Below are 24,762 nucleotides of genomic sequence, written 5' to 3' on the forward strand. Positions count from 1 at the left end.
GTTTGGTGTATGAACTCCACACCTTCAGGAGATTCCGATGTTCAGCTACGTTCCGCCGATCGACGATTATCGTTTCCTGCTGACGCAGGTGCTCGGTTTCGACCAAGCGATGGCGGACATCGGCAAGGAAGTGGATGCCGATCTGGCGGTGGCGGTGCTGGAGGAAGCCGGGCGCATGTGCGCCGACCGGCTGCACCCGCTCAATCGCCATGGTGATGAGCAGGGCAGCCGCCTGGTCGACGGGTCGGTGAAGACGCCGGACGGCTTTGCCGAGGCCTGGCGCGATTTCGCGGCGGCCGGCTGGCCGTCCTTGTCGGCGGATCCGGAATATGGAGGGCAGGGGCTGCCGTTCATCCTTCAGCTCTGGCTGGACGAGATGCTCGCCGCGACGAATCTCTCCTTCGGCCTGTTCCCCGGCCTGACGCGCGGGGCGTGCGAAGCGATTATCGCCCATGCCAGCGCTCCCCTGAAAGCGACCTATGTACCGCCCATGGTGAGCGGCGCCTGGACCGGCGCCATGGCGCTCACCGAAAGCGGCGCGGGTACCGATCTCGCCCTGCTCAAGACAAGGGCGATGCCGCAGGAGGACGGCAGCCATGCCATCACCGGGCAGAAGATCTTCATCTCCTCGGGCGACCATGATTTCGGCGGCAACGTCATCCATCTGGTGCTGGCCCGCCTGCCCGATGCTCCCGCCGGGGTGAAGGGGATCAGCCTTTTCCTGGTGCCCAAATATCTGCCCGATGCCGATGGCGGCTTCACGATCCGCAACGCCATGTCGGTCGGTGCGCTGGAAAAGAAGATGGGGATCCATGCCCAGCCGACCTGCGTGATGAACTATGATGGCGCGACCGGCTGGCTGATGGGGGAACCGCACAAGGGGCTGGCCGCGATGTTTACCATGATGAATGCCGAGCGGCTGATGGTCGGCATCCAGGGCCTGGGCATCGCTGGCGCATCCTACCAGCAGGCGGCGGGTTATGCGAAGGAGAGGCTCCAGGGACGCAGCGCCGATGGAGCGCGCAATCCGGTCGCTATCATCGAGCATGCCGACGTGCGGCGCATGCTGCTCAACGTCCGCGCTTTTGTGGAGGCCGGGCGCGCGCTTGCGGGATGGACGGCGTTGCAGCTCGATCGGGCGCACCACCATCCCGACGCTGGCGAGCGGGCAAAGGCGGATGCGCTCGTCGCGCTGCTGACGCCGGTGGTGAAGGCGGCCTTCACCGATTTCGGCTTCGAAAGCGCGGTGCAGGCGCAGCAGGTGTTCGGCGGTCATGGCTACATCCGCGAATGGGGCATGGAGCAATATGTCCGCGATGCCCGCATTGCCCAGATCTATGAGGGCACCAACGGCGTCCAGGCGATGGATCTGGTGGGACGCAAGCTGCCCATGGCCGGCGGCGCGGTGGTCGAGGGCTTCCTCGCCCTTGTCGAAGCGGATCTGGATGCTGCGGCGGGGCTGGACATCGCCGCGAAGACTGCCGAAGCGCTCGCTCTGCTGCGCGGGGTGACGATATCGCTCCGTGGTGCCGGGGCGGACGCGGTGGGCGCGGCTGCAGTCGATTATCTGCGCCTGTTCGCGCTGGTTTCCATGGGCTGGATGTGGACGCGAATGGCCGTGGCGGCGCAGGGAAGCACGCCGCTGCATGAGGCGAAGCGCGCGGTGGCCGACTATTTCGCGCAACATATGCTGCCGCAGGCCCACGGGCTGGCCAGCGGCATCGCGGCGGGTGAAGCCACCATCATGGCGCTCGGCGCCGATGCCTTCTGAAGAGATCGTCATCGCTGTCCACGCGGCCGATCGTTGGAGGGAAGGAAGGCGGTGTTGCTGTGCCCGCCTTGACCGCTTGATGGATGGTTCTGCGTGAAGCCGTGGCTTCAGCGCGCCGATCGGCGATGGCTGACGCATCTCTTGCGGCGTCCGGTCGTTCAGGACGAAGAAGGAGAGAGCCATGGCAGATTTGAGCGCAATCAGGGAACATATGGACATCATCGGCGCCGACGGCGTTCATGTCGGTACGGTCGACAAGGTCGAGGGTGACCGGATCAAGATGGTGAAGGCTGACAGTGGTTCGCACGGCAACCATCATCATTTCATCGCCGGCGGACTGGTCGCGGCGGTCGAAGGCAATCAGGTCCGCCTTTCTGCGGAGGGCGCCGCAGCGGTTCTTCTGGAGGAGGAGGAAAGCGGCGAAGCAATCATGGACGATGGGGGCTGACTCCAGCTTTCCGCATGGAGAAGCGTCATGACTGGAAGTAGTCCCGGCGATCATCGAGCCGAAGTTGCGAACATGACCGATGAGGAACTCATCGACAGCTGGGAAACGGCATCGGGGGAGGAGACGGAAAATCTGTTTCCCTTCCTCCGGGCCGTGGTCGACGAAATGGCTCGGCGCGAGATCGCTCTCTCGGCCGATCCGGGCGCGCCTAATGGCTAAAACCCTTAGGAAAGGCGACGCCGCGACATGACAGACGTGGCGGAGAGGCTCATGGCAAGGTGGTGAAGGAGGTTACCGGCACCACCCGGATCAAGGACCACAAGGCCCTAGCCACGCCTGACAGTCCTGAGTTTGTCCTGGAAACGGATGAGGGCAAGAGGCCGCGCATAAACCGGAATCGCTACAGAAGCGGTAAGATCCGCGGCCTCAATAGCCCACGGCATAACCCATGCGGCGGGAATCCGCCCCGCCCATGCGCGCGCCCGATGAGTCGACCAATATTCCCTGGACGCTGCCAATCGCATAGGGACCGACCTTCTCGATCCGATGGCCCATGGCGGTCAGCCCTTGCAGCACAGTATCGGCAAATCGCCCCTCCGCCTGCACGGTAATGGCCGCGCCGGGCTTGTAGAAATTCGGATCCGCATCGAGCGCGAAGCGCGGCGCCTCTATGGCCTGTTGGATAGGCATGCCGCGATCAACGATGTTCACCAGGAACTGGAACTGCGTCTGTCCGATCGTCTCGCCGCCTGGCGATCCAAACACCAGATGCAACCGGCCCTTGTCGAGGAGGATGGTGGGACCATTGCCCAAAAGCGCAAGCTTTCCTGGCACTACCTTGTTCGGGTGGTCGTCATATGGCGCCGTCGATCCCAGCCGGAGGCCATTGTTGAATAGGATACCCGTATCGCCCATTACCAGGAACGTACCGAAACCGCCGCCGATGGTCGTCGTGACGGCGATGGCGTTCCCCTCGGCATCGACGGCGGAAAGGCTGGTGGTATCGCCGTCACGCGTGCGGTCGTCTCCCCGCGCGGCAAAGCGGGGTCGCGATCCTTGCTGCGCCATCCGGCCGTAGGCGGCGGCGTTGCCACCCTCCGGATAGGAGGCCGCTTTGGTCGGATCGATCAACTTTCGCCGTTCTGCCGCGAAAGGCTTGGACAGCAGGCCCTCGACCGGCGTCTGCGCGAAGCGGGGATCGGCGGCATAGCGGTAGACATCCGCCTTGGCGACCTTGATCGCCTCGATCAGCAAATGGGTAAGTTGCGGTCCGTCCGCGGGCAGGGCGGCAAGGTCGAAACCCTCGACCAGATTAAGCTGCTCGCACAGTTCCAGCCCGGTGCGGGATGTGAGCGGACTGCTGTAGACGTCCAGCCCGCGATAATGCGTGCTGACCGGATCGCTCCAGCGCGGCTGATAGGCCTTGAGATCGTCAAGGCGCAACCAGCCTCCACTTTCGTTCGAAAAGCGAGCAAATTCCTGGGCGATGGGGCCTGAGTAGAAATAGTCATAGGCCGCTTGCAGGGCCCGGTCGCGGTCAGCGCCGCCGTCCAGCGCCTTCATCTCGGCATCGGCCAGCGTCTGGAAGGTGCGGGCGAGATTGGGATTGCGGAAGATCGAGCGGGGTGACGGCGGCTGCCCGTCCGGCAGGAACAGGGCGGCACTGGTCGGATAGAGGCTCAGCGTCTTCTGCGCCCGGCCGATGAACAGAGCGATCGACGGATCGAGGGGGTGACCGTCGCGGGCATAGCCGATCGCCGGTTCCAGCAATATGGCGAGCGGTAGCCTGCCGAAGCGTCGGGCCAGTGCGATCCAGCCACCGAACGCGCCCGGCACGGTGAGTGCCCTTGGTCCATGGTCGAGCGCCCTGGGATCAACCTGTGGATCGAGCAGGCGCGGTGCACCGCCCGTAAAGGCGAGCGAATGGACCTTGCCCGCCTTGCGGTCGAGGCAGGTGGCGAAGCCGTTGCCGCCCGCGCTCGACGCCCAGGGTTCGACGACGTTCATCACAGCCATGGCCGCCACCACCGCGTCGGCCGCGCTGCCGCCCTGCATCAGCATGCGCGTTCCCGCCATTGCGGCGAGCGGATGACCGGCGGTGACGCCGCCATGCGGCATCGGCACCTCGACGCGGTGTGCTGCGACGCTAGTCCCGCCGGAGCGGGGCGCATCCGGTGCACGGGAGCCCGACTGCGCGCGGGCAGCGGAAGGAAAGCCGGCGAGGACCATGCCTGAAAGGCCGGCGGCGAGCAATTCTCGACGATGGAGCGCTTCCGGGCGCACGGGCTTATTGGGAGCGGACATGGGTCAACCTTTGATCCTCATGGCAAGGGGAGGAGGGGGTGCGGCGTGGGAACCCTGGCGCCGCACCCTGCCGCATCAGAAGGATTTCTTGATGCTGGTGTACCAGTAGCGTGCTTGCGGCTGGTAGAGGTTCGACAGATAGCCGGTCGATGCCAGTGGGGGATCCTTGTCGAAGATGTTGCGGGCGCCGATCTGGATGCTGGTGTCTTTGAGCGGGCCACCATTCCTGAACGTATATTGGGCATAGAGATTGACGGTCGTCTGCCCCTTTACGATCCAGGGATTGGTCGAGGCGTCGCGTGCCGCGTTTTCATAGACGCTGTCGATGAACTGCGTATAGGCGCCGATCTTCACCGGCCCCAGGGTCCAGTCCAGCGTCGCGGCGAGACGCCAGCGCGGCTGGCCGTCGCGCCCTACGACATCGCCCCCGCCCTGGATTGGCACGCCCGCATTGACAAGGCCCGCGGACCGCCCATTGATGACCGCCGTCACGCCCGCCGGAGCATCGACATAATAGCTGATCAGGCGCGATGCGTTGACATTCAGCGAGAAGGTTCCGACGGTCACGGTGGGCAGCAGATAGTCGAGGTTGAAATCGATGCCCTGCACGGTCACCGGCAGCAGATTTTCGAAGTTGGCGACCACATAGAGCAGTTCGCCCACGGGCGCGAGGCCGGTGCCCGCAACCAGCGCTATATCATCCGCAGTCGGATCGCGACGTACGACATTGGGATTGTTGCTGCCCTGCACGCGCTGCAGATAGTCGAGGTTGAGGCCGTTCTGATAGTCAAGCAAACCGACCACATTCTTCTGTTTGATGCGCCAGCGGTCGACGGTGAAGGTCACCTTGCCCCATCCTTCGCCCAGCGGCGGCGAGATGACCGCGCCAAAGCTCCAGCTTTCCGACTCCTCAGGCTTCAGATTGGGATTGCCTCCACTGCGCCGCAGCACGGAAATACTGCGGTTGCATTGCGAGAAATTGGCGATTCGTCCGGCGCGCAGGTCCGCTTCGCACAGCACATAATCGATGCCGGTGTTCACGCGGTCCAGCGTAGAGGTATTGATCACCTCCAGGTTGGGAGCGCGGAAACCCTGTGACCAGGAACCGCGCAGCCGCATGCCCTCAAGCAGTTCCCAGCTCCCCGCGATCTTCGGCTTCGCGACCGACCCGACGTCGCTATAATCTTCATAGCGTCCGGCGATCTGGAAATCGAGGCTGCGGAAGAAGGGAACCTCCATCTCCGGACTGAAGATCGGGATGGCGAGTTCCGCATAGGCGGACTTTACGTCGCGCTTGCCGCGCACGTCCGGGCTCGGACTAGCCCCGCCCAGGTCGGAACCGTAGAAGATGCCGGTGACCGCATCGGTATAGGTTGTATCGATCCCTCTTATTCCGCCCTGATAGGGGGAGCGGTTGTCATGATAGGTCTCGCGGCGATATTCGACGCCCGCCGCAATGCCGATGCTGTTGTCCGCCCACAGGCCCAGCAGATTAGCATTTGAAATCTTGAAGTCCCACAGCGCCAGCGATGTGCGTGTCCTGCGCGTCGCCTTGATGCGGAAACTGTCGATGGTCGCATCGCTGTTGGGCGTACAGTCCCCGATCGACGGCGTATCGACGCAGCCGCCGTTGAAGGGATTGTAGGCATCGGGCGTGGTACGGTTGATTGCGGCCTGCAGCAAGCTGTTGGAGAAGTTCTCCTGCGTGTCCGCGGCGGTCGCCCAGGTGTACAGGGCTGCCGAATCCCAGTCCCAGTTCCCGATATTCCCCTTGAGGCCGCCGAGGAACCGATATTGGTAGTTGGTGACGTCGACCTTGCGCGATCCGAAGTCGACATAGCTTAACGAGGTGATCTGTACAGGCAGGCCTGAGGCGGGAACGACCGCGGTATTGAGGCCGGGCAGGCGGTTGGGCGAGCCGACGGGCCCGAGCGGGTTCCAATAGGCGTTGGCGGCGACTGTGATGGGAATGTTCGCCAGCGAGCCCGGCGCACCGATGGTCGCCTGTGTCTTGCCGCGATAGAAGCCCGCTTCGCCATAGAGGGTCAGATTATCGGTCAGGTCGAAATGTCCGTTGGCGAACAGGTTGACGCGCTTGACCGAGGGCTGCGTGGTGAGGTTCTGGAACGTTGCGGGCGCATTGAAGCGCAGGTTGCTGTCGACCGTAGCCATCTCCGTCGCGCCGTTGCCGTCGTCATAGCAGGTACCTGCGGGGCCGGAGGGGATGCGGCATCCGCTGTTGGCGCTTGGCTGAATGTGGAACTGGCTCGAACTGTTGGTGAAGGCGATGCCGTTGCTGGTGATCGTCCGGTTGAGGAAGGATCCGTTGGCGGCCGGACTGAGCGCGCGGAACGTGCCCCACGGCGTGCTGGTGCTGGTGCCGTTGAACGCGGCGACATTGGCGAAGCTGGTGCCGGCCACATAACCACGCCGGTCGACATTGGCGGTATAGTCCTGGTCGCTGAGATACAGCTTCGACTTCCGCGCATAACCGGCGAACAGCGTGATGTTACCGCGCCCTTCGCTGAAGTCCTTGCCGACCAGCCCATTGATCGTGAACTCGCGCAGGTTCGTGCCTTCAGCTCCGCCATATTGCGCGTCAAACTTCGCGCCGTTGAAATCGGAATTGAGGACATTGTTGATGACGCCGGCAACGGCATCTGATCCGTAAAGGGCCGCAGCACCATCGCGCAACACTTCCACGCGCGCAATATTGCCGACGGGAATTGTATTGGCATTATAGCCGAAGGTCGGAACGCCGGAATCGATGACGCCCGATATGGCCTGAGATGTCGGATGCAGCACGGTTCGGCGGCCATTGATCAGCAGCAGGGTATTGCCTTGGCCCAGGCCGCGCAGGGATACGGTGGAAACGTCGCCACGGGCGGCGTTCGCGTTGCCGCCGCCCAGCACCTGCTCGTTGAACGTCACGCCGCCCAGTTGCGGGATGGAACGAAAGAGATCGGCGCCTGAGACTGCAGCCACTGCTTCGATCTGCTGTTCGCCCACGACGCTGACAGGTAGCGCGCCGGTCGTGTTCGCGCCTCTGATCTGGGTGCCGATAACGACGATCTCAGCGCCCTTGTCCATTTCTGACAGCGGGACGCTATCCGTCTGCGCATGCACGGCGCCGGCCGACAATACCCAAAGACTGGCTCCTGCCAATTTTGAAAATCTCTCTCTTCTTACCCTCATCTTTCTGTTCCCCTGTAAAGAAGTCCTTGTTTCCGACGTTGCGGTCAAAGGACTTTGCGTGGTTTCAGCTATCAGGCGGCCGCGCGCCGATGGAGATCGTGCATGACCGGCAAAGAATCTGGTAAGTTCTGTATTTTTCCGGACTGTGCATTTGCGGACCCCGGTAGCTGGAGTTCCGGCATCATCCCCATATGGGCCTATGTGCTGCCGGCTCCCTGCCGGCAGCATGCATCGGCGGGCGCAGCGCCCACTTCCGCGCCCGTTCAAATGGGTAGAACTAATGAGATCAAGATTTCCGCCATATTCAGACGAATATTTTCCTGGGACGCGTGAAATATCCCAAGGATAGCGGAAAGCGGGTTCTTTATCGTTACAGGGAAAAGGAACTGGCAGGACCAATGCCCGCTTGCCCTTGGGCAGCGCTATCCATGTCGACTACAGGGGATCTTCGTTCATGACGGATACCGCAGGACAGGGATTGAGCCGTCGCGACTTGGCGACACTGGCTGTCGGAGGCGCCGCCCTGGCGCAGGGGCAGGCGTTCGCGCAGGGCGCCGCACCGGCGGCAAAAGCGCCGCTGGAACCTACCCGGCTGGTGAGCGCCGGCGAAACGCTGCGCCCGGAGATCGTGGGGAATTTCGGTATCGTCGCCGCTGGGCGCCATTATGCGGTCGCCGCGGGAACGCGTATCTTGATGGCGGGGGGCAATGCCACCGACGCGGGTGTCGCCGCCGTGTTTGCCGCCGCGGTGACGGAAATTTCCCATTTCGGCTTTGGCGGCGAGGCGCCGACGATCGTCTACGACGCGAAGGCGAAGCAAGTCTCCGTGGTGAACGGGCAAGGGGTGGCCCCTGCGCTCGCCACGCCGGACAAGTTCGCCAAGGCGGGCGTTATTCCCGGCAATGGTCCCAATGGCGGAACGGTTCCCGCCATGGTCGACGCCATGGCGCTGGCCTTACAGCTTAACGGCACCATGACTTTGAGCCAGGTTCTGCAGCCCGCCATGGAACTGGCGGACGGTTTCGTGATGTACAACTTCCTGGCTGAAGTCTTCGCGAACCAGAAGAAGGCGACATCCCGGTGGAAAGATGCCTACGAAACCTATTATCCGGGTGGAAAATCGCCCAAAGTGGGCGAGATATTCCGCCAGCCCAATCTGGCCAGGACTATCCGCATCATCGCGGAAGCGGACCGGATCGCCTACAGGAAGAAGAAGGACCGCAAGGCCGCGATCCAGGCTGGACGCGACGCCTTCTACAAGGGAGACATCGCCCGTCGGATCGGCGCGGCGATGGAGCGCGACGGGGGTCTGATGCGCTACGAAGACCTTGCGGCCTACAGGGGCAAGGTCGAGACGCCGACGATGACCAGCGTCTTCGGCTATGAAGTCTGCAAGGGGGGCTTCTGGAGCCAGGGCCCTGCCATGCTGATGGCGCTCAATATTGCAGAGGCGGCGGGCATCGCGACGATGGAACCGGGATCGGCCGCCTACCTCCATGTCGTGGCGGAATCGATCAAGCTCGCCTTTGATGACCGTAACGCCTATTTCGGAGACCCTGATTTCGCGACCATCCCGATGAAGGGCTTGCTATCCAAGGCCTATGCGTCGGAACGCGCGAGGCAGATCGGCCCCAAGGCCTCGCTGGAGCATCGCTATGGCGATCCCTGGGTATTTGAGGGAAGCGCCCGCACAACGCCCGTCTTCACGCCCCATGTGCTAAAGGCTCCGCCGCGTCCGACCGCTGATACCACCGCCATCGAAGTGGTGGACAAGGACGGGAACCTGTTCAGTGCGACGCCAAGTTCGGGCTGGCTGCTGGGCGGCGCCTATATTGCGGGAGATACGGGTGTGCCGATGAGCAATCGCCTGACCGTCTTTGACCTGGATCCCGAAAGCCCCAACGTTCTCGCTCCCGGCAAGCGTCCGCGCACGACGCTCTCCCCCTGCATGGTGCTGAAGGACGGCGCTCCCTATCTGGCTATCGGCACGCCGGGCGGTGACAATCAGGACCAGCAGATCATGAATGTGCTGCTGCGCGTGCTGGCCTTCGACCAGCCGCTCCAGGCCGCGATCGAAGCGCCCCGCATCAACAGCAATCATTTCCACGCCTCCTTCGCGATCAAGAAGGACGAGCCGGGCGTGCTGGAAATCGAGGACCGCGTGCCGCAGGCGGTGCGGGACGATTTGGCCGCCCGCGGGCACAAGCTCGATGTATTGGGGTCGTTCGCTGTTTCCACCGGCATCGTTGCCGCCGGTGTCGTGCCCGACAGCGGCACCCTGCGCGGCGGGGCGGATGTGCGCCGCGAACGCTATGTCTTCGGCTGGTAAGAGGACCGCTCTATGCAATCTCCGCTGAAATATCTGTCCATCGCCCTGCTTTCGGCCTGCGCCGTGCAGGCCTACGCCCAGCCAGCCAATCTGCCCCCGCCGGGCGGTGAGAAGCCCATCGCCTTCGACGTGCATGAGGGTACGTCCATGAGTGTGTCCGTCTCACCGGACGGCAAATGGCTGGCGGTCGATCTTCAGGGCACCTTGTGGATCATCCCGGCCAAAGGCGGCAGGGCGAGGCGCATCACCGACTATTTCAACGATGCCCGCCAGCCGGTCTGGTCGCCCGACGGATCGCGGCTTGCCTATTTCGCCTATCGCGACGGCGGCTATGATCTCTGGACGATCAAGCCCGACGGCAGCGGCATGCGCAAGCTGACGGATGGCGCGTGGGACGATCGCGAACCAGCCTGGTCGCCGAACGGCAAGACCATCGCCTTCTCCTCCGACCGCAGCGGCAATTACGACATCTGGACGCTGGACGTAGCCAGCGGGGTAGTGAAACAGGTCAGCCGCAATCCGCGTGAGGACAGGATGCCAAGCTGGTCCCCGGATGGCGCGAGGATCGTCTATGCGGGGACGGAAGGCAATAAGACGGCGCTCTACACGACCGCTTTGGCGGACGGCGCGGAAAGCCTGCTCAGACAGGCGGAGGGCAGGATCGACGCGCCCTCCTTCGGTCCCGGCGGCGAACTCGCCTATGTGGTGCAGGACGCGAAGGGCAGCCGGCTGGAAATCGAGGGCAAGGTGGTGAGCGGAACCGAGAATGTCTTTCCGTTCCGCATCGGCTGGGGGAAGGGCGGCTATTATTATGTCTCAGACGGCAAGATCAGGCACCGCAGCGGCGGGCGATCGTCGACCGTCGATTTCGCTGCCACGCTGGAAGTGGTGAAGCCCAGCTATGCCAGGGCGAAGCGCGACTGGGATTCCACTGCGCCGCGCAAGGCGCTGGGCATCGTCCATCCTACCATTTCGCCCGACGGAAGCCGTATTGCCTTCGTGGCGCTGGGCGATCTCTATCTCCTGTCGTCCAAGGGCGGCGTGCCCGAAAATCTGACCAGGGACGCCGCGATGGATGCCGATCCTGCCTGGTCGCCCGATGGGCAGAGCATCGCCTACACTTCCGACAAGGGCGGCGGCCTGCCGCAGCTGTGGATACGCGATGTCAAGACGGGCAAGGATCGCAGGCTCACCAATATCGAGACCCAGCCTCTGGCCGCCGCCTGGTCCCATGACGGCAGTCGCATTGCCTTCCTTGATGTCGATGGGCGCTGGGGCGTGGCGGGCGTGTGCGTCGTCGACGTGGCGAGTGGCAAGGTGACGCGGCTCCAAGCGTCGCTTGGGCAGCCGGGAAACCCCAGCTGGTCGGCTGACGGAAAATATGTCGCCATCGCACTTTCCTACAAATATTCCAACAGCTTCCGCGAGGGCGACAATCAGATCTATATGATCCCAAGCGACGGCAAGGGCGAACCCTTCTGGCAAGTGCCCCAGGAAAATGCCGGAACCGACACGCGGGGCGGGGGCGGGCCTGCCTGGTCGCCCGACGGCACGAAGATGGCGGCCATTTATGAAGGCCTGCTGAAGATCTGGCCCGTGGCCGCCGACGGCAAGCCGATGGGGCCGCCGCGCAGCTATACCTCCGAAATTGCCTATTTTCCCAGCTGGACCGCCGACAGCCGGACCATTCTCTATCAGTCATCGGACAAGTTGAAGGCGATCGACACGGAAACGGGCGTCATCCGGGAAATTCCGGTCGACCTCACCTACCGCCTCGCCAACCCGACCGGGCGGATGGTAATCCATGTCAGCAATCTGGTGGACTCCGTCCGCGACGAAACCCAGCACGACAAGGACATCGTGATCGAGGGCAACCGCATCTTTGCAATCCGCGATCATGATCCGGTGCTGCATCGGGCGGACCGCTTCGTTGATGGCACGGGCCTCACCGCCATTCCCGGCCTGATCGAGCATCATGCCCATCTGCAGAAGGATTTCGGCTCGAATCTGGAGCGTGCATGGCTGGCCTATGGCATCACCACCGTGCGCGATCCGGGCAATCAGGTCTATGACGCGATAGAGGACAGGGAGGCGGCCGAAGCGGGCGCGCGCATCAGCCCGCGTCTCTACGTCAATGGCCCGCTGCTCGAATGGCAGCGCGTCTATTATAAGATGGGCGTCGCCATATCCGGCCCGGCGCATTTGGAGCGGGAGCTGGAGCGCGCCCGCATCCTCAAATATGACATATTGAAAAGCTATGTCCGAATGCCCGATATCTACCAGCGTCGCATCGTGGAAGCGGCGCACGAGATGGGCGTGCCGGTCACCGGCCATGAAATCTTCCCCGCGGCCTATACGGGCGTCGATGCGACGGAGCATCTGGGCGCGACCAGCCGTCGCGGCTATTCGCCCAAACAGGGGCCGACGGGCATGGCCTATGAGGATGTCATCCAGCTATTCGGCAAGAGCGGCCGGACGCTGACACCCACCAATTTCGGCGCGCTGACCAATTATCTGGAGAAGAACCCTTCCTATCGCGATGACCCGCGCATCAGCCTCTATCCGATCTGGGCGCGCAAGACCGTGACGGAGAGTGAGCCGATGATGGCGTTGTTGCGGCCGATGATGGCGGGAAGCCTGGCCAGCCTGAAGAAGATGTTCGATGCCGGCACGCTGGTTGCGGCGGGCACGGACACGATGATCGCGACCAACCTGCATGCGGAGCTGTCCTCCTATGTCGATGCCGGGCTGACGCCCTTTCAGGCGCTGCAGACGGCGACGGTCAATTCGGCCCGGTCGCTCAACCTGGACGCAGGAACATTGGAGGCGGGCAAGCTCGCTGACATTGCCCTGCTCGCCGGCGATCCGCGTGAGAACATCGCCAACACTTTCAATGTCAGGAAAGTCATTGCCAACGGCAAATATTATGATGTGGGGGAACTCGTGTCCGGCGGGCAATAAGGGGACAATATGATGACCTTGGACTGCCGGTCGAACAGCCCTGCAAGCAGGCGGCGCAACCGATGGTTGGCCGGTTCTTCGATGAAGCGATGGGACAGTGCCGCGATGCCGACCGCCAGCAGCAGCGATGCCATGGCGCGTGGGACCTGCGGTATCGGCAAATATCCCGCCAGATAAAGAGCGGGCATGTGCAGCAGGTAGAGCGAAAAGCTCCATGCCCCCAGCCGCCGCATGACGCAATTGCCCCACAACCAGTCGTTCAGCCTATGATCGATGGTCGCGCTGTAGATGACGCAGGCGCAGAGTAGGACCTTCGCCAGATCGCCATAATAGCCGATATGCTTGGGGTCGCCGCGCGTCGAAGGGAAGAGGAAGGGCTCCGCCCACGGTGGGGAGAGCAGGATCGCCGCCAGGAAGGCAAGCGCGCTTGCCAGCACCAGCATGGCCGGGAGCGGGCGCGGGGGTCCGGCCCAGACCAGCAGCGCCGCGCCGATCCCGGCGATGAAGATATGCAGCTTTGCGAAGACGGAAAAGCCGGGCGTCCAACTGCTGATCGCATAGGTGAGACAGATCGCGCTCGTCAGCGCCAGGAAGGCGATGGGCCTGTTTCGGCGGCTGCTGTAGAATGCCATCCACATCAGCGGAAAGAGGAAGTAAAATTGGAATTCTGGGCCGATGGACCAGAAGATCGGCTGTGCGCTTGTAAAGCTGAGCAGTCGCAGGAGTTGCTGGCCGTCTATGCGATAGATGAAGGCGGGATCGGCATAGTTGAACAGGAAGAAGGACAGCAGCGATACCCCCAGATAGAGCGGCAGTATCCGCGCCGCCCGCGCGATTCCATAGTGCAGCAGCACCTGGGCGTCGGGCCTCTGCCGCAGATAGAGATGGCCCATCAGGAAGCCGCTGAGCACGAAGAACAGCATTACCCCATGATCGCCCAGGCGGTGATTGACCCAGGACGGCAGCCCGACATCGGGGAAATGCGACAGCATCACGATCAGCGCCGCAAAGCCGCGCAGTCCGTCCAGCGCTGGAATATGCCGCCCGTTCATGCCGTATCTATGCCGTTCGCCGCCGTCTGCCCGCGTGCGAAGCAGAAGCCATAGAGCGCCCACATCAGCGCCGCAGTCTTGATGGAGAGTAGTGAATTGCTGATCGGCAGGCACAGGATGAGGAACAGCATGATGCCATGTTTCGCCATGCGATCGCCGGGTGCCGTGCCGAACCCCGTCAGCGACAGCGTCAGCCATAGGCCAAGTGCGATGAGCACGGATTGGGACTGGATGAAATCTGCCCAACCTGCGTCGTCCAGTCGCGCGAATTCGGGATTGACCCCCAGCAATGCGGTGGCGTCCATTGTTCCCAGTGCATGCAGGCCGATGCCCAGCCGGCCGGCGAAATTGTCGCCATTGGGCATCAGAAGACCGAGCGCATCCCCCAGCCAAAGCAGGCCCAGCATGACGGGAAGGTAGACCGCGCTCCAGCGATCAGGCAGATAACGGCAGAGAGGCAGATAGAGGCAGAAGAGCAGGATGACCGTCATCGCCAGCCGCCCGTCGCAGATCACCAGCAAGGCGAAGGTGGACGCGACCATGAAGGTCCGGCACCAGCGCGACAGTTCCCGCCAGCAGGCCGCCGTGAAGATGGTGGCGACAACCGCCCAGTTGCCGAGCGACACCGGCTCCAGGAAAAGGGATGATCCGCGATGGAAGCCGAAGCCGTTCAGCAGCAGCCGCCCGCCCGGCCGTTCCGAACTCAGGAACAGCGATCCGCCCGCCCAGAAGGCATTGGCGTCGTAACCGCGCGTGTTCACATAATAGTCGACCACGTTGAAGAATGCACCATATTGGTCCGGCCGCGCTAGTTCCCATATGCCCACGAGCAGGATGCACGCCTGCATGACAAGGATCGACCGACGGAACAGATCGATGCGAAGCGCCGTGCCCAGCAGGATGAAGGCCGGGATCAGCAGCACGTCGCCCAATATCTTGGGATTGAACTGCGCCCGGATTGCGCTGGTCAGCAGCACGACCATAACCAGCAGCGCGGCCAGCACCCACCATCGCGCCGCCAGTGCGATCGGCTGGAACAGGCCCATCAGTAGCGCGGAAATGACGATGCCTCCCTGCATCACGGAAACGATCGATCCGCTCATCTGCGCCACATGGCTGTTCACCCAGGCGAGGAGCGGGTTGAACAGGACCGTCGCCGCCAACAGCGCAACGGCCGCCACTGGCATGACCGCGCGCGGCATGTCCACGGCGCTTCGCATACGGACGTCTCTTTGCAGGACAAGCTCAGCCAAGGGCGGCCTCCACCAGCCGGTCTGCCACATCACCCCAATCCTGCGTCGGCGCGGGCCGCCTGCGCGTCTGGGCGGCCTTGGCGAAGGCCTGCACCATGTCCCGGCTATCGCCCGGGCGATAGCCGAAACGCAGCTTATGCTCGCCCACCGCGAAATCCGGGCAGACGGCCGGCAGGCCGATAGCGCCATATTGCATCAGTTTGAGGCTGGAATCCGCCAGATAGGCCGATGATTCCGCCGGCAGATAGGCTGCGATGCCGACATCGGCATGCTGAATATAGGGCAGCGTCCGTTCGAAAGGCATCTCGTCGTGCAGCACCACATTGGATGGGAAGGCGCGTTTGGGCGTGCCGATCATGTGGAAGGTGAAATGCGGTACGGCTTGCGCCAGCGTGCGGATCGCGCCCTCGTCAAACAGCATCGATCCGACCGCCACCGCATTATGGGGCTGGTCATAGGGGCTGATGGTCGGCCGGCGCAGGTTGCGCAGGTCGACGCCATGGGGAATGAAGATGCGCGGACAATCGAAGGCGTCGAAATGCGGCAGCATGCTGCGGGCGACGACCACGACCATGTCGATGTCGTGCGCGTGCCTTTGCAACGTCGCCTCGATGCATTGCGGCACGCCCGCAGTCGCCAGCAGGTCGGTCGCACGATAGACAATGCGCGCATGCGGGGCGATGGCGCGCACGCGTCCGATCAGCGCGGGGGCGATGCCGGATTCGATGAGGATGAGGTCCGCCTTCGCCGCTGCCTCATCCAGAACAGGGCAGGCCATGCCGGCCCAGCGGTGGAACAGCCATCCGGTCAGCGCGTCGGGTAGCGGCATCTTTACCGGATGCCAGCGCGTCCGCCACAGACAGGCGTGTAGGCCGTCCACTCTTTCCCAGCGGTTGGCGCGCGGGTCCAGCCGCGCCCGGCTGTCGCCGCGCAGCCGCGACAGCCAGCTGTAGCCGATAGAAAGGAAGGCGACGTCGTGGCCCCTCTCGGCCATTTTCTGGGCGATGAAATGCACGCTGGCGCGCCGTGCCGTGCGATAGTCATGGCGCGACAGGATGAGGATGCGGGCGTTGGAGATGCCATTGGGAGCGAGGGCGGCCGAAAAGGGGATGTTCAATGGCGTTTCTCCCTGCGGCCGACGATTTCGTCATAATAATCCTCCAGCTCCGCCATGTTCGAGCGGATGTGGAAACTGTTGTTGACCCATTCCCGTCCGGTTCGGCCGAAGCTTTCGCACAGGTCCGCTGTCAGCAGCAGTCGTTCGAGGTGCGCGGCATAGCCGCCCGTGTCGCGTCGCTCCGCCAGCAGGCCGCTTTGCCCCGGCAGGATCGCTTCGCGCATCGGTCCGTCGTCGAAGGCGACCACCGCCATACCCATCGCCTGCGCCTCCATCAGTACGATGGGCAGCCCTTCGCTGTCGCCATTCGCGGCGCGCATGCTGGGCATGGCGAAAATCCGATGCCGCGCCATGGCCGCGAACACCGCCTCACGGGGTTGCGGACCGACAAAGGCCGGTTGGATGCCCAATTTCCGCGCCTGATCCATCAGCGCCGGTTTCATCGGACCGTCCCCGATGATGGTGAGCGGCTCTTCACGCAGGCGGAGCGGCAGCCTGGCCCAGGCATCGAGCAGGAAATTGACGCCCTTCTTCTCGACCAGTCTGCCCACGAACAGCGCGCCGCGGCGCAGCGAGGGGGAATCGACCGGCGGCAGCGCGGCGGGATCAATGCCCAAGCGAATGACCCGCAGCTTGTTTTCGGGATAGCCGGCCTCCAGCAGGCATTGCCTGATCCAGTTCGACACGCAGATGATGCCGTCGGCATAGCGTATCAGGACGGGCTTCAGCATCAGGTACCAAAGTCCTTCAGTCCTCCGCGCATGTTCGCGGGCGGTGACGGTGGCGTCATAGCCATGGGCCGTCACTACCAGCGGCATGCCTCGCCGCAAGGCGAGCGGCAGGATAGCCGCGCCGTCCTGAAGGAAATGGGCGTGGATAAGGCCGGTGGAGCGTGAGCATAATTGTCCGCCAAGATTCTCATAATGTCCGGTCAGTCGATTGCTGATCCTTTTCCACTTTCCAGAGCCCGGTCGATGGAGGAGATGCAGTTGCTGTCCATCCCGATAATGTCCACCTACAATATCGTCGGCCATGACGAAGGGTCGATACCGGCGGAGCGAACGGATATGGTCCACGATGAATGTTTCGGACAAGGGTAGGAAACCGCGTCTGTAAATGGCGACCATGGGCATGATATCTGTCCGCACTGGGAAGAGCAGGTTCCGACCCTCGGGATATATCCTAGGGGTATTCCCTCAATTCGCTGCTGCCTGTGCGGCTGTTATATCCAAAGCCCACAGCTGTTTCGAGTAAGGCATAACACCTATGCAGCGGAACCTAACCCCTTGTGTCTCCGTGATAATTGCGGCCTATAACGCGCAGGATACGCTGGCGCGCGCGGTCAGTTCGGCTCTGGCGCAAAAGATATCCGTCGAAGTCCTGATCATCGACGATGCGTCGAGCGACGACACCGTTCGAGTGGCGCAGGAACTGGCGCTGGCACACGATAATGTCCGCCTGATCGTCAGCACGGAGAATGGCGGACCTTCGATCGCGCGCAACAAGGGGTTGGCCGCAGCGCAGGGCGACTGGGTCGCGATACTTGACGCCGACGATGCGTTCCTTCCGGGTCGGTTGCAGCGTATGATCGGGCTGGCCAGGCGGCATGAGGCTGATCTGGTGGCCGACAATCTGCTGTTCTTCGACTGGCAGGCGCAGGCATTGGCGGGCCGGGCGTTCAGGCTGGCGGACGATCATGTGCAGCAGGTCAGCGCGGCGGATTTCGTCGGGCATTGCATGACCGGCCGTTCCCCCTTCGATTATGGCCAGCTCAAGCCAATATTTCACCGCCGATTCCTGACTGCACGCGGGCTGCAATATCCGCCCGATCTGCGTCATGGGGAGGATTTCGCCTTTGTTCTGGACTGGTTGCTGGCCGGCGCGCGCTTCATGTTGATGGGCGAGGGGTTTTATCTCTTCACCCAGCGCATCGGTTCGATCTCCTCGGACAGTTCGGGCCAGTCGCGCACTATTCTCAACCTCCAGTCTATGCGCGAGCATACGCTGGGCCTGCTCGCCCGCCCGCGCATTCGGGCAGACAGGGCATTGGCGCGCCTGTTGTCGAAAAGGGCGGACGCAATTCGCGATCAGGCGATCTGGAATCGCGCCTATTCCCACCTGCGCGCCCGGCGGCCGTGGGCACTACTGATGGAAATGCTGCGCGACCGGCGCAGTTGGCCAATGCTGGCCCGCCACCTTGTCCGGCGACATCGGGCGCGGGCGTCGGCGCGGTAGGGACAATGCAACCTGGTGCAAAATCTGCCATCAGCGATCTTCCAGTCAAAAAGCAGCGCAAGGAAACCGTTTCCTTTCCACCCATTTCACCGCCCTCCTGCGATCCCATTCAGCGCACTGCTCAATTGCTCGACCCTTTGCTGGAAAATCATGTCGCCGCTCATGAAGGCAGGCGCACTGTCCAGTTGATGCAAAACCATTGCCATCCGCTCCGTTCGCCGCCTGTCCCACCGCGCCATCGCGTCCCGCGCGGCTGCTTGCGCCGGCAGGCGCCCTGGCAGCGCACGCAGATGGTGTCTCAGCTTGGGCCGCACGGATTGCCATAGCCTGTTGCCTTCCCGGCGCATCATCCGCCGGTAATGTGCCATGGCACTCTCCCTGTCCGGCCGCGGTAAACGGAAATCCTGTCCGGTGCAGCGCTGCACCTGCCCCTCATAATAGGCTCCTAGGCTGATCGATGGCAGCACGATCGGTTCATAGGGCAGGTCCAGCGACAGGGTCCAATCGAGCCATTTGAAGCTGTTGATACGCCGGGAGGATGCCACAGGAACCCAGGGCACCCGCATCGTATCCGCGATGATCGCGGCATGCATGGAATCCGCTATCACCAACCGCGCTGTTCGGATGCGCTCGATAACACGATGCCCGCATTGCCGGGGATCGACCAGTTCCACGCCCGCCAGCCTGCACGCCGTTTCCCAAGGGCCTTCATCCATCGCCTCATAATGGGGAATGAGGATCGTTCCGTGCCGTTCTTCCGCGGCCAGAGGCCTCAGCCGCGGCAGCGTCGATAGCAGCAGCGCGCCATCTGCCACCGCCAGTTCCGGGCGCCCGACCACCTGTGCGGTCAGCGGCCCGCGCAGGGCCGTGACGTTCCAACGTTCGCTGTTGAAATCGGCGGGCAGGGGACGATAGCCGATTCCGCTGGAAAACACCCTGATCCTTTTCGCCTGCGGCATGTCGTTGCCGATGATCGTGCCGATCCCGCAGAACAGCTCCCCATCATCCTCGTCCGACCAGCGGCCTGGCGCCAGCTCTTCCCAGAGCCAGCTGTTCAGGTCATCACCGAAATTTCCCTGCGTCGCCCGATAGTAATAGAGCTTCATACGGACACCTCCCGCATATCGGGATGTAGCTTGCGGCGCGCTATTTCCGTCCAATAGCCGGGCAGTTCGCGTCCCAGATGCCGATATGCCCTTGCGATCGTCGCTCGCTGGAGCTGGTCCGTCAGGCCCAGATAAAGCCGCGGGTGCATCAGAATCGCCGCCAGTTCCATTTGAAAGCTGCGTCGCCGTTGCTGTGTCAGCATCAGGCTTTGCGCATCGATGCCGTCGATCGCGCCCATCAACTCGTTCATCCGGATCATGGAGAGGATGCGACGCAGATTGCGCCCGCTCAGGCGCTCATGAGCGTCGCGATACAGGTTGATGCCTTCGCCGCGCACGCTGTTAGCGGAAAGCGAGAAGGAGATGCCCCGCGCCCGATGCGCCAGCCGCGCCCACATCAACCAGTCCTCCCCGGCATGACGCAGGCTCTCCTCGAACCGCAGTGGTCCCACAGCCGAAGCGCGCAGGATCACCGACGACGTCTGGCACAGGTAATCACGCATCATCGACGATCCGCCATTTGCCCCGATGAAGCGATATGTGCTGCGCGTGCCGTCGAGTGGTTCGACACCATGTTGGGTCGGCAGTGTCCGGAAAAATGCCATGGCCGCAAACATGGTCGTCGGCGGCATGGCGCTGTCGCAGAAGTAGAAATCATTCGCCGTCCCCAACGTGTCGATCCCGCAGGCGAGATGGTGGGTCGACCATTGGTCGTCGGAGTCCAGAAAGGCGATATAGTGGGAATCTGGCGACATGGCGTCCAGACCATGGTTGCGCGCTGCAGCCGGGCCCGCATTGGCCTGGCGGAGGATGCGCAGCCTGATCCAGTCGGGGAGGACGAGGTTATGGGCATCGAGATCGGCCGCGACCGGCGAACCGTCATCGACGACGATCAGTTCAACTTCGGCAGGCCAAGGAAGATATTGGCAGGCGACCGACCGGAGAGCTTCGCGCAGCAGCCCGCGCTTTCTCTGGAAGAACGGGATGATGACCGATATGCGCTTCGGGCTGTCCGTTCGGCCCAGAGCCATGCTGGGGTCAGGCTGCATCGGTCCCCCGCAGGGCGGTGGTTGGGGCAGGCGGAGGCATATCCTCCCAATTATGCCCGCGCCGGGCATCCTTCAATGCACGGACGATGAAGCTCAGATTGCCGAGCAGATAGCGATCCGCGAGTCGCGAGGGTTCCTGCCACAGCCGCCAGACCCATTCTAACCGTACCCGCCGCACCCAGGCCGGGGCGCGCCGCACCCGTCCGGCGAGGAAGTCGAGCAAAGCGCCGCCACAGAGAACGGGTCGTCCGAATTCCGGCGCCCAGCGCGCCGCCCAGATTTCCTGCCGAGGATTGCCCATGCAGGCGAGCACCAGATCAGCTTTGCTTGTCCGGATTTGTTCGCTGAGGTCTGCTTCCTCCTGCTGGTCGAAGAAGCCGTGCCGCATTCCCACGATGGAAAGGCGCGGGCACAGGCGGGAGAGTGTCGCCGCCGCTCGCTCCGCCACGCCTGGAGCCGCGCCGACTAGGAACAACCGGAGCCGTTCGGGATGATCTTTCAGCAGGAGCGGGATGAAATCCGTGCCGTTGAGGTTGACGGGAAAGGGCCGACCGTAGCGCAGGCGGCTCGCCAGATCGACGCCGATACCGTCGTTCAGCACCAGCGCGTCACTCAGAGCTCTGGCCAACCGGTCGTTCTGCCGCGCCAGATTGGCCATATGAGCGTTGCAGAAGGCGATGATCCTGGGGTTTTGCGCACGTATGTGGCAGCGGATTTGCGCCAGTGCCTCCGCCTGGGAGAGTACGGCAACCTTCACCGGGCCGATGGTCCGTTGGCGATGGCCCAATATTTGGTCATAAATATGTACGATGCGCGCCGAGACCTGCGGCCAGCTATAGCTGCGCAGCGGTTCCTCCGCGTCCTTCAGGGCTCCCCCGGCTCTGGCCGTGCGGAAATCCTTGAACAGCCGCGCCGCGGACAGTGGATCGTCGAAATGCATGAGCGTACCGATACCCAGTTTCTCGCAGGACCGGCGATGCGCCGGAATGTCGCTGGCGGCGGGATAGAGGCCGGCGGAGACCGCTTCGATCAACGATATACCGAACCCTTCATAGGCGCTGGCCGAAGCGAAGATGCTGCTGCGCCCGATCAGCGCGCGAAGCGCCTCGTCACTGGGGCTATCGTGAAATTCGATCTTCTCGACTACGCCTTGTTCGCCAGCGATCCGGCGCAGGTCAGGGATGGCGACACCCATCGGCTTGCCCGCGACGACCAGCGACCAGCCGGGGTCGAGCGCATTCAACGCGGCGAACCAGCGGATCAGCCGGTCAATCCGCTTGTTGGGGGCGATGCGGCCGAAATAGAGAATTGTCCGCGCATCCGGGTCGGCGGTGGCTGCAAATTTGTCGATGTCGACGCCATTTTCCACCAGCATCAGCCTCGGGCCGCAAATGCGCGCAAAACTGTTCTGATCCGCCTCGCTACAGGCGATCGTCGCGTTGAAACGGCTCAGCGACAGACGAGATATGCTGTGGAAATAGACCTGCTTCAGCCGCTGCGCATAATTGGTGTGGAAAAAGCCGCCATGCGTGCTGAGCACCATCGGCTTCTTGTGCAAGAATCGCGTGAGCGCGAGGAAATCAACGAAGAAATCCATGGCATGGACATGGATCAGATCGCAATCCTGCACATGGCGCAGCACCGAGGGCGCGATCGGATAGCGCCGTCCACCGCGGAAGGGCAGGCGGACGATCTCCACGCCGCCCATCGTCTCCCGCGCGGGCAGTTCCGCGCCGTCGCCGTCGAAGATGCGGTTCAGCGTGACCATGCGGACATCATGGCCTGCCCGTGCCTGCTCCTCGCAGAGGTTGCGGGTGAAATTCTCCAGCCCGCCGATGCCGGGATAATATTGGCGCGAGATATGGACGATCTTCATGCGTGTCACACGATCATGACCGTGCCGATCAACGGCATGCCCAGTATCGACAGCTTGTTGATCGTGGATTTGAGGTCCGCGGTCGTAGTGGCGTCGCGGCTGACGGCCAATATCGCCACCTCCGCGCTGGCCGCTGCCAGAGCGAGATCCTCGACATGGCTGGCATCGACCAGGCACAAATCGAAATCGGCCATCATGTCGGCCAGGCCCCGACAGTCAAACGTCGCCGCGAGAAGCGATAGTCGGGGGATCAAGGCAGGTCGGATGAAGGCATGGAGATCGTCGTCCGGATCGGTCGCCATGACCGGCGATTGGCCGAGCAGCCGGTGCTGCAGGAAGTCCGACTGTTTCATGTCGACGAGCAGCGTCCGCAGCCCGCTCATCGCCGCCGATACGGCGACATTGGCGGTCAGGATAGCCGCCTCGTCGACCGCGCCGATCGTGAGTACCGCGATGGAGGAGGGCACCCGTCCGTCGGCCAGGCGAAGTGCAGCCAGTGTCGACTGTATGTCCCGCGCCTGCACCGCCAGCCGGTCTTCCGGGTCGCTGATCGCCACGACCAGCGGATCGACCTGGACCGGAGCCGGGGCCTCCATTCCGGCCTCTTTGTTCTGGCCCGCAGCGATGAAGATCGCGCCGGGTTCCTCGGTTCTTTCGGTGGATCGGAGTCTCATGACCATTTGGTTCCTTCAAGGCGGAGTTGCTGGCCGATGTGACGGAGATCGGCCTGTCCCAGCATAGGCACTCCGGTCAGATATCCGACGGTATCGCGGCTGCGGACGCGGGGCTGGAGCCATTCCAGCAGGACTGCCGTGCCGATGGCGAGCATCAGGCCCAATATCGTCATCATCAGCAGCCGCACGGGGATGTTCGGCGCGTTCGGCAGCAACGGCGCCTCCGCCGCGTTCAGATGCAGCACGTTCAGCGAGGGGATGCTGCTCTTGGCGCGCAGTTCGGCCAGTTGCTGCGTCTCGGTCTCATATTGCTTCTTGGCCGATTCCACATTGCTTTCCAGCACATTGAGCTTGCCGCGGTCGCCAGCCAGCGACAGCATGCGGGCGCGGTGCTGGTTCAGCAGCGACTGCATGGCGCCCCGGTTGGCCGCAGCAGCGGAACTGGCTGCGGACAGGCTGCCCGACGTCTTGGCCGTTTCCTGCGCCAGTGTTGTCTGCAATTGGGCGAGTTGCGAATGGGCCGCACGCATCAGTTCATGGCTTGGCCCCAGTTCTGCCGACATCTGGCGGATTTCGGCCGATTTCGTCGCGATCTGCGCTCGCAATCCCTGCACTACCCCGCTCGACTGCACTTCAGGCATGCTTGCCCCGGCCGCGGCGCGGGCGCCCGCATCGGCTGCAGAAGCCTCGGCGGCGGACAATTTGGACGACAGTTCGCTCAGCCGCGTGCTTTCCGCATCGATCGCGCCGGTCGAGACAATGCCATGCTCGCGCTGGAACTTCGCCAGTTCGCCCTGCGCCCTTTCCATCCGCGTTTCGGATTCGCCGAGGCGCGTCTTGAACCATTCGGCATAGCGCTGGGCGAATTCATTGCTCATCGACAGGCGCGTCCTGTTGAACGCGTCGGCAAAGGCATTCGCCATCTCAGCCGATTTCGTCGCATTGGTGCTGCGATAGGCGATGTCGATGGTGCTGCCTGTTGAGCTGGGCGTGACCTCCAGCCCGCTCTGGACGCGCCGGTTGAGCCATCCCTGAAAGGTCTGGGTTCCATTGGTCTGGTCGAACCATTGCTTGTGCAATTCGGGATCCTTGTCGAGACCCAGGACGCGGGCGACATGGCTCGTGATTGCCTCGCCGCGCAATATCTGCGCCTCGGTCGCCAGCATGGCAGCGGGCTCGCTGGCCGTGCGAGTCTCGCCCGGCAGCGGGTCGGGCGCGCGAGTGTCGAACAGCAGCGTGGCCGACGCCACATATTCGCGCGGCGTCATCAATATCCAGATCGCGGTGAGCAGCATCACGCCACAGAATATTCCCGCCATCAGTCGCCAACGCTGCAATATCGCGCGAATTATGTCCAATATCAGCATAGTCACTATCCTGTTTGATGGCGAT

At 63.0% G+C, this 24,762-nt stretch carries 18 protein-coding genes; 7 read left to right on the top strand and 11 right to left on the bottom strand.

The window, feature by feature from the left end; genetic code table 11:
- The first annotated feature begins 37 nt into the window (after positions 1 to 37).
- The 3 genes from ACN9MX_RS16815 (at position 38) to ACN9MX_RS16825 (ending at position 2,438) form a co-directional block, all read left to right on the top strand.
- Positions 38 to 1,771, top strand: coding sequence for an acyl-CoA dehydrogenase (locus ACN9MX_RS16815; RefSeq protein WP_363829661.1), 1,734 nt, complete (start codon positions 38 to 40; stop codon positions 1,769 to 1,771).
- Positions 1,772 to 1,952: 181 nt separating this feature from the next.
- Positions 1,953 to 2,219: a DUF2171 domain-containing protein gene (locus ACN9MX_RS16820; protein ID WP_363829662.1), complete on the top strand. Its 267-nt coding sequence runs from the start codon at positions 1,953 to 1,955 to the stop codon at positions 2,217 to 2,219.
- Positions 2,220 to 2,246: 27 nt separating this feature from the next.
- Complete coding sequence (locus ACN9MX_RS16825; RefSeq protein WP_363829665.1) at positions 2,247 to 2,438, top strand: hypothetical protein; 192 nt, start codon at positions 2,247 to 2,249, stop codon at positions 2,436 to 2,438.
- A 207-nt stretch (positions 2,439 to 2,645) separates the two neighbouring features.
- Here the strand turns inward: ACN9MX_RS16825 and ACN9MX_RS16830 are convergent, their stop codons facing one another.
- Both ACN9MX_RS16830 and ACN9MX_RS16835 read right to left on the bottom strand, forming a co-directional pair.
- Positions 2,646 to 4,523: a gamma-glutamyltransferase gene (locus ACN9MX_RS16830; protein ID WP_363829666.1), complete on the bottom strand. Its 1,878-nt coding sequence runs from the start codon at positions 4,521 to 4,523 to the stop codon at positions 2,646 to 2,648.
- A gap of 75 nt (positions 4,524 to 4,598) precedes the next feature.
- On the bottom strand, positions 4,599 to 7,718 hold the full coding sequence (locus tag ACN9MX_RS16835; RefSeq protein ID WP_363829668.1) for a TonB-dependent receptor domain-containing protein: 3,120 nt from the start codon (positions 7,716 to 7,718) through the stop codon (positions 4,599 to 4,601).
- Between the two features lie 102 nt (positions 7,719 to 7,820).
- Here ACN9MX_RS16835 and ACN9MX_RS16840 point away from each other — a divergent pair, with 102 nt between their 5' ends.
- The 3 genes from ACN9MX_RS16840 to ACN9MX_RS16850 all read left to right on the top strand — a co-directional run bounded on the left by ACN9MX_RS16840 (position 7,821) and on the right by ACN9MX_RS16850 (position 13,008).
- Positions 7,821 to 8,051: a hypothetical protein gene (locus ACN9MX_RS16840; RefSeq protein ID WP_363829670.1), complete on the top strand. Its 231-nt coding sequence runs from the start codon at positions 7,821 to 7,823 to the stop codon at positions 8,049 to 8,051.
- A 121-nt stretch (positions 8,052 to 8,172) separates the two neighbouring features.
- Positions 8,173 to 10,047: a gamma-glutamyltransferase family protein gene (locus ACN9MX_RS16845; protein ID WP_363829673.1), complete on the top strand. Its 1,875-nt coding sequence runs from the start codon at positions 8,173 to 8,175 to the stop codon at positions 10,045 to 10,047.
- A gap of 12 nt (positions 10,048 to 10,059) precedes the next feature.
- Positions 10,060 to 13,008, top strand: coding sequence for an amidohydrolase family protein (locus ACN9MX_RS16850; RefSeq protein WP_363829675.1), 2,949 nt, complete (start codon positions 10,060 to 10,062; stop codon positions 13,006 to 13,008).
- Here ACN9MX_RS16850 and ACN9MX_RS16855 read toward each other — a convergent pair.
- Genes ACN9MX_RS16855 through ACN9MX_RS16870 form a run of 4 tightly spaced genes read right to left on the bottom strand, consistent with a single transcriptional unit; the run spans position 12,972 to position 17,563 of the window.
- Entirely contained in the window at positions 12,972 to 14,060 is a 1,089-nt protein-coding gene (locus ACN9MX_RS16855) for an acyltransferase family protein (protein WP_363829677.1), read from the bottom strand. The genes ACN9MX_RS16850 and ACN9MX_RS16855 overlap by 37 nt on opposite strands.
- Complete coding sequence (locus tag ACN9MX_RS16860) at positions 14,057 to 15,280, bottom strand: polysaccharide biosynthesis protein GumE (RefSeq protein ID WP_363829679.1); 1,224 nt, start codon at positions 15,278 to 15,280, stop codon at positions 14,057 to 14,059. The genes ACN9MX_RS16855 and ACN9MX_RS16860 overlap by 4 nt, the downstream gene beginning before the upstream one ends.
- Positions 15,281 to 15,305: 25 nt before the next feature.
- Positions 15,306 to 16,430 carry a polysaccharide biosynthesis protein GumK gene (locus ACN9MX_RS16865; protein WP_363829682.1) on the bottom strand — a complete coding sequence of 375 codons (1,125 nt, stop codon included), beginning with the start codon at positions 16,428 to 16,430 and terminating at the stop codon, positions 15,306 to 15,308.
- Positions 16,427 to 17,563, bottom strand: a complete 1,137-nt coding sequence (locus ACN9MX_RS16870; RefSeq protein ID WP_363829684.1) for a glycosyltransferase — start codon at positions 17,561 to 17,563, stop codon at positions 16,427 to 16,429. The genes ACN9MX_RS16865 and ACN9MX_RS16870 overlap by 4 nt, the downstream gene beginning before the upstream one ends.
- A 133-nt stretch (positions 17,564 to 17,696) precedes the next feature.
- On the opposite strand from ACN9MX_RS16870, the gene ACN9MX_RS16875 reads away from it, so the two are divergent.
- On the top strand, positions 17,697 to 18,665 hold the full coding sequence (locus ACN9MX_RS16875) for a glycosyltransferase family 2 protein (RefSeq protein ID WP_363829686.1): 969 nt from the start codon (positions 17,697 to 17,699) through the stop codon (positions 18,663 to 18,665).
- An 86-nt stretch (positions 18,666 to 18,751) separates the two neighbouring features.
- On the opposite strand, the gene ACN9MX_RS16880 is transcribed toward ACN9MX_RS16875, so the two are convergent.
- The 5 genes from ACN9MX_RS16880 to ACN9MX_RS16900 are packed head-to-tail and all read right to left on the bottom strand — an operon-like array spanning position 18,752 to position 24,737.
- Positions 18,752 to 19,771, bottom strand: coding sequence for a polysaccharide pyruvyl transferase family protein (locus tag ACN9MX_RS16880; RefSeq protein WP_363755854.1), 1,020 nt, complete (start codon positions 19,769 to 19,771; stop codon positions 18,752 to 18,754).
- Positions 19,768 to 20,820: a glycosyltransferase family 2 protein gene (locus ACN9MX_RS16885; protein ID WP_363829687.1), complete on the bottom strand. Its 1,053-nt coding sequence runs from the start codon at positions 20,818 to 20,820 to the stop codon at positions 19,768 to 19,770. The genes ACN9MX_RS16880 and ACN9MX_RS16885 overlap by 4 nt, the downstream gene beginning before the upstream one ends.
- Positions 20,810 to 22,696, bottom strand: a complete 1,887-nt coding sequence (locus ACN9MX_RS16890) for a WecB/TagA/CpsF family glycosyltransferase (RefSeq protein ID WP_363829690.1) — start codon at positions 22,694 to 22,696, stop codon at positions 20,810 to 20,812. Before ACN9MX_RS16890 ends, ACN9MX_RS16885 begins: the two co-directional genes overlap by 11 nt.
- A gap of 5 nt (positions 22,697 to 22,701) precedes the next feature.
- Complete coding sequence (locus ACN9MX_RS16895) at positions 22,702 to 23,370, bottom strand: hypothetical protein (protein ID WP_363829692.1); 669 nt, start codon at positions 23,368 to 23,370, stop codon at positions 22,702 to 22,704.
- A complete protein-coding gene (locus tag ACN9MX_RS16900) occupies positions 23,367 to 24,737 on the bottom strand; it encodes an exopolysaccharide biosynthesis protein (protein ID WP_363829693.1) in 1,371 nt (456 codons plus the stop codon). The genes ACN9MX_RS16895 and ACN9MX_RS16900 overlap by 4 nt, the downstream gene beginning before the upstream one ends.
- Positions 24,738 to 24,762: the final 25 nt, after the last annotated feature.

This window comes from Sphingobium sp. R-21 (genome assembly GCF_049913335.1).
Classification (GTDB): Bacteria; Pseudomonadota; Alphaproteobacteria; order Sphingomonadales; family Sphingomonadaceae; genus Sphingobium.

Coding starts and splice junctions, on each gene's coding strand:
- ACN9MX_RS16815 (WP_363829661.1), top strand. CDS start 38: ATGTTCAGCTACGTTCCGCCGATCGACGATTATCGTTTCCTGCTGACG.
- ACN9MX_RS16820 (WP_363829662.1), top strand. CDS start 1,953: ATGGCAGATTTGAGCGCAATCAGGGAACATATGGACATCATCGGCGCC.
- ACN9MX_RS16825 (WP_363829665.1), top strand. CDS start 2,247: ATGACTGGAAGTAGTCCCGGCGATCATCGAGCCGAAGTTGCGAACATG.
- ACN9MX_RS16830 (WP_363829666.1), bottom strand. CDS start 4,523: ATGTCCGCTCCCAATAAGCCCGTGCGCCCGGAAGCGCTCCATCGTCGA.
- ACN9MX_RS16835 (WP_363829668.1), bottom strand. CDS start 7,718: ATGAGGGTAAGAAGAGAGAGATTTTCAAAATTGGCAGGAGCCAGTCTT.
- ACN9MX_RS16840 (WP_363829670.1), top strand. CDS start 7,821: ATGACCGGCAAAGAATCTGGTAAGTTCTGTATTTTTCCGGACTGTGCA.
- ACN9MX_RS16845 (WP_363829673.1), top strand. CDS start 8,173: ATGACGGATACCGCAGGACAGGGATTGAGCCGTCGCGACTTGGCGACA.
- ACN9MX_RS16850 (WP_363829675.1), top strand. CDS start 10,060: ATGCAATCTCCGCTGAAATATCTGTCCATCGCCCTGCTTTCGGCCTGC.
- ACN9MX_RS16855 (WP_363829677.1), bottom strand. CDS start 14,060: ATGAACGGGCGGCATATTCCAGCGCTGGACGGACTGCGCGGCTTTGCG.
- ACN9MX_RS16860 (WP_363829679.1), bottom strand. CDS start 15,280: ATGCGAAGCGCCGTGGACATGCCGCGCGCGGTCATGCCAGTGGCGGCC.
- ACN9MX_RS16870 (WP_363829684.1), bottom strand. CDS start 17,563: ATGCCCATGGTCGCCATTTACAGACGCGGTTTCCTACCCTTGTCCGAA.
- ACN9MX_RS16875 (WP_363829686.1), top strand. CDS start 17,697: ATGCAGCGGAACCTAACCCCTTGTGTCTCCGTGATAATTGCGGCCTAT.
- ACN9MX_RS16880 (WP_363755854.1), bottom strand. CDS start 19,771: ATGAAGCTCTATTACTATCGGGCGACGCAGGGAAATTTCGGTGATGAC.
- ACN9MX_RS16885 (WP_363829687.1), bottom strand. CDS start 20,820: ATGCAGCCTGACCCCAGCATGGCTCTGGGCCGAACGGACAGCCCGAAG.
- ACN9MX_RS16890 (WP_363829690.1), bottom strand. CDS start 22,696: ATGAAGATCGTCCATATCTCGCGCCAATATTATCCCGGCATCGGCGGG.
- ACN9MX_RS16895 (WP_363829692.1), bottom strand. CDS start 23,370: ATGAGACTCCGATCCACCGAAAGAACCGAGGAACCCGGCGCGATCTTC.
- ACN9MX_RS16900 (WP_363829693.1), bottom strand. CDS start 24,737: ATGCTGATATTGGACATAATTCGCGCGATATTGCAGCGTTGGCGACTG.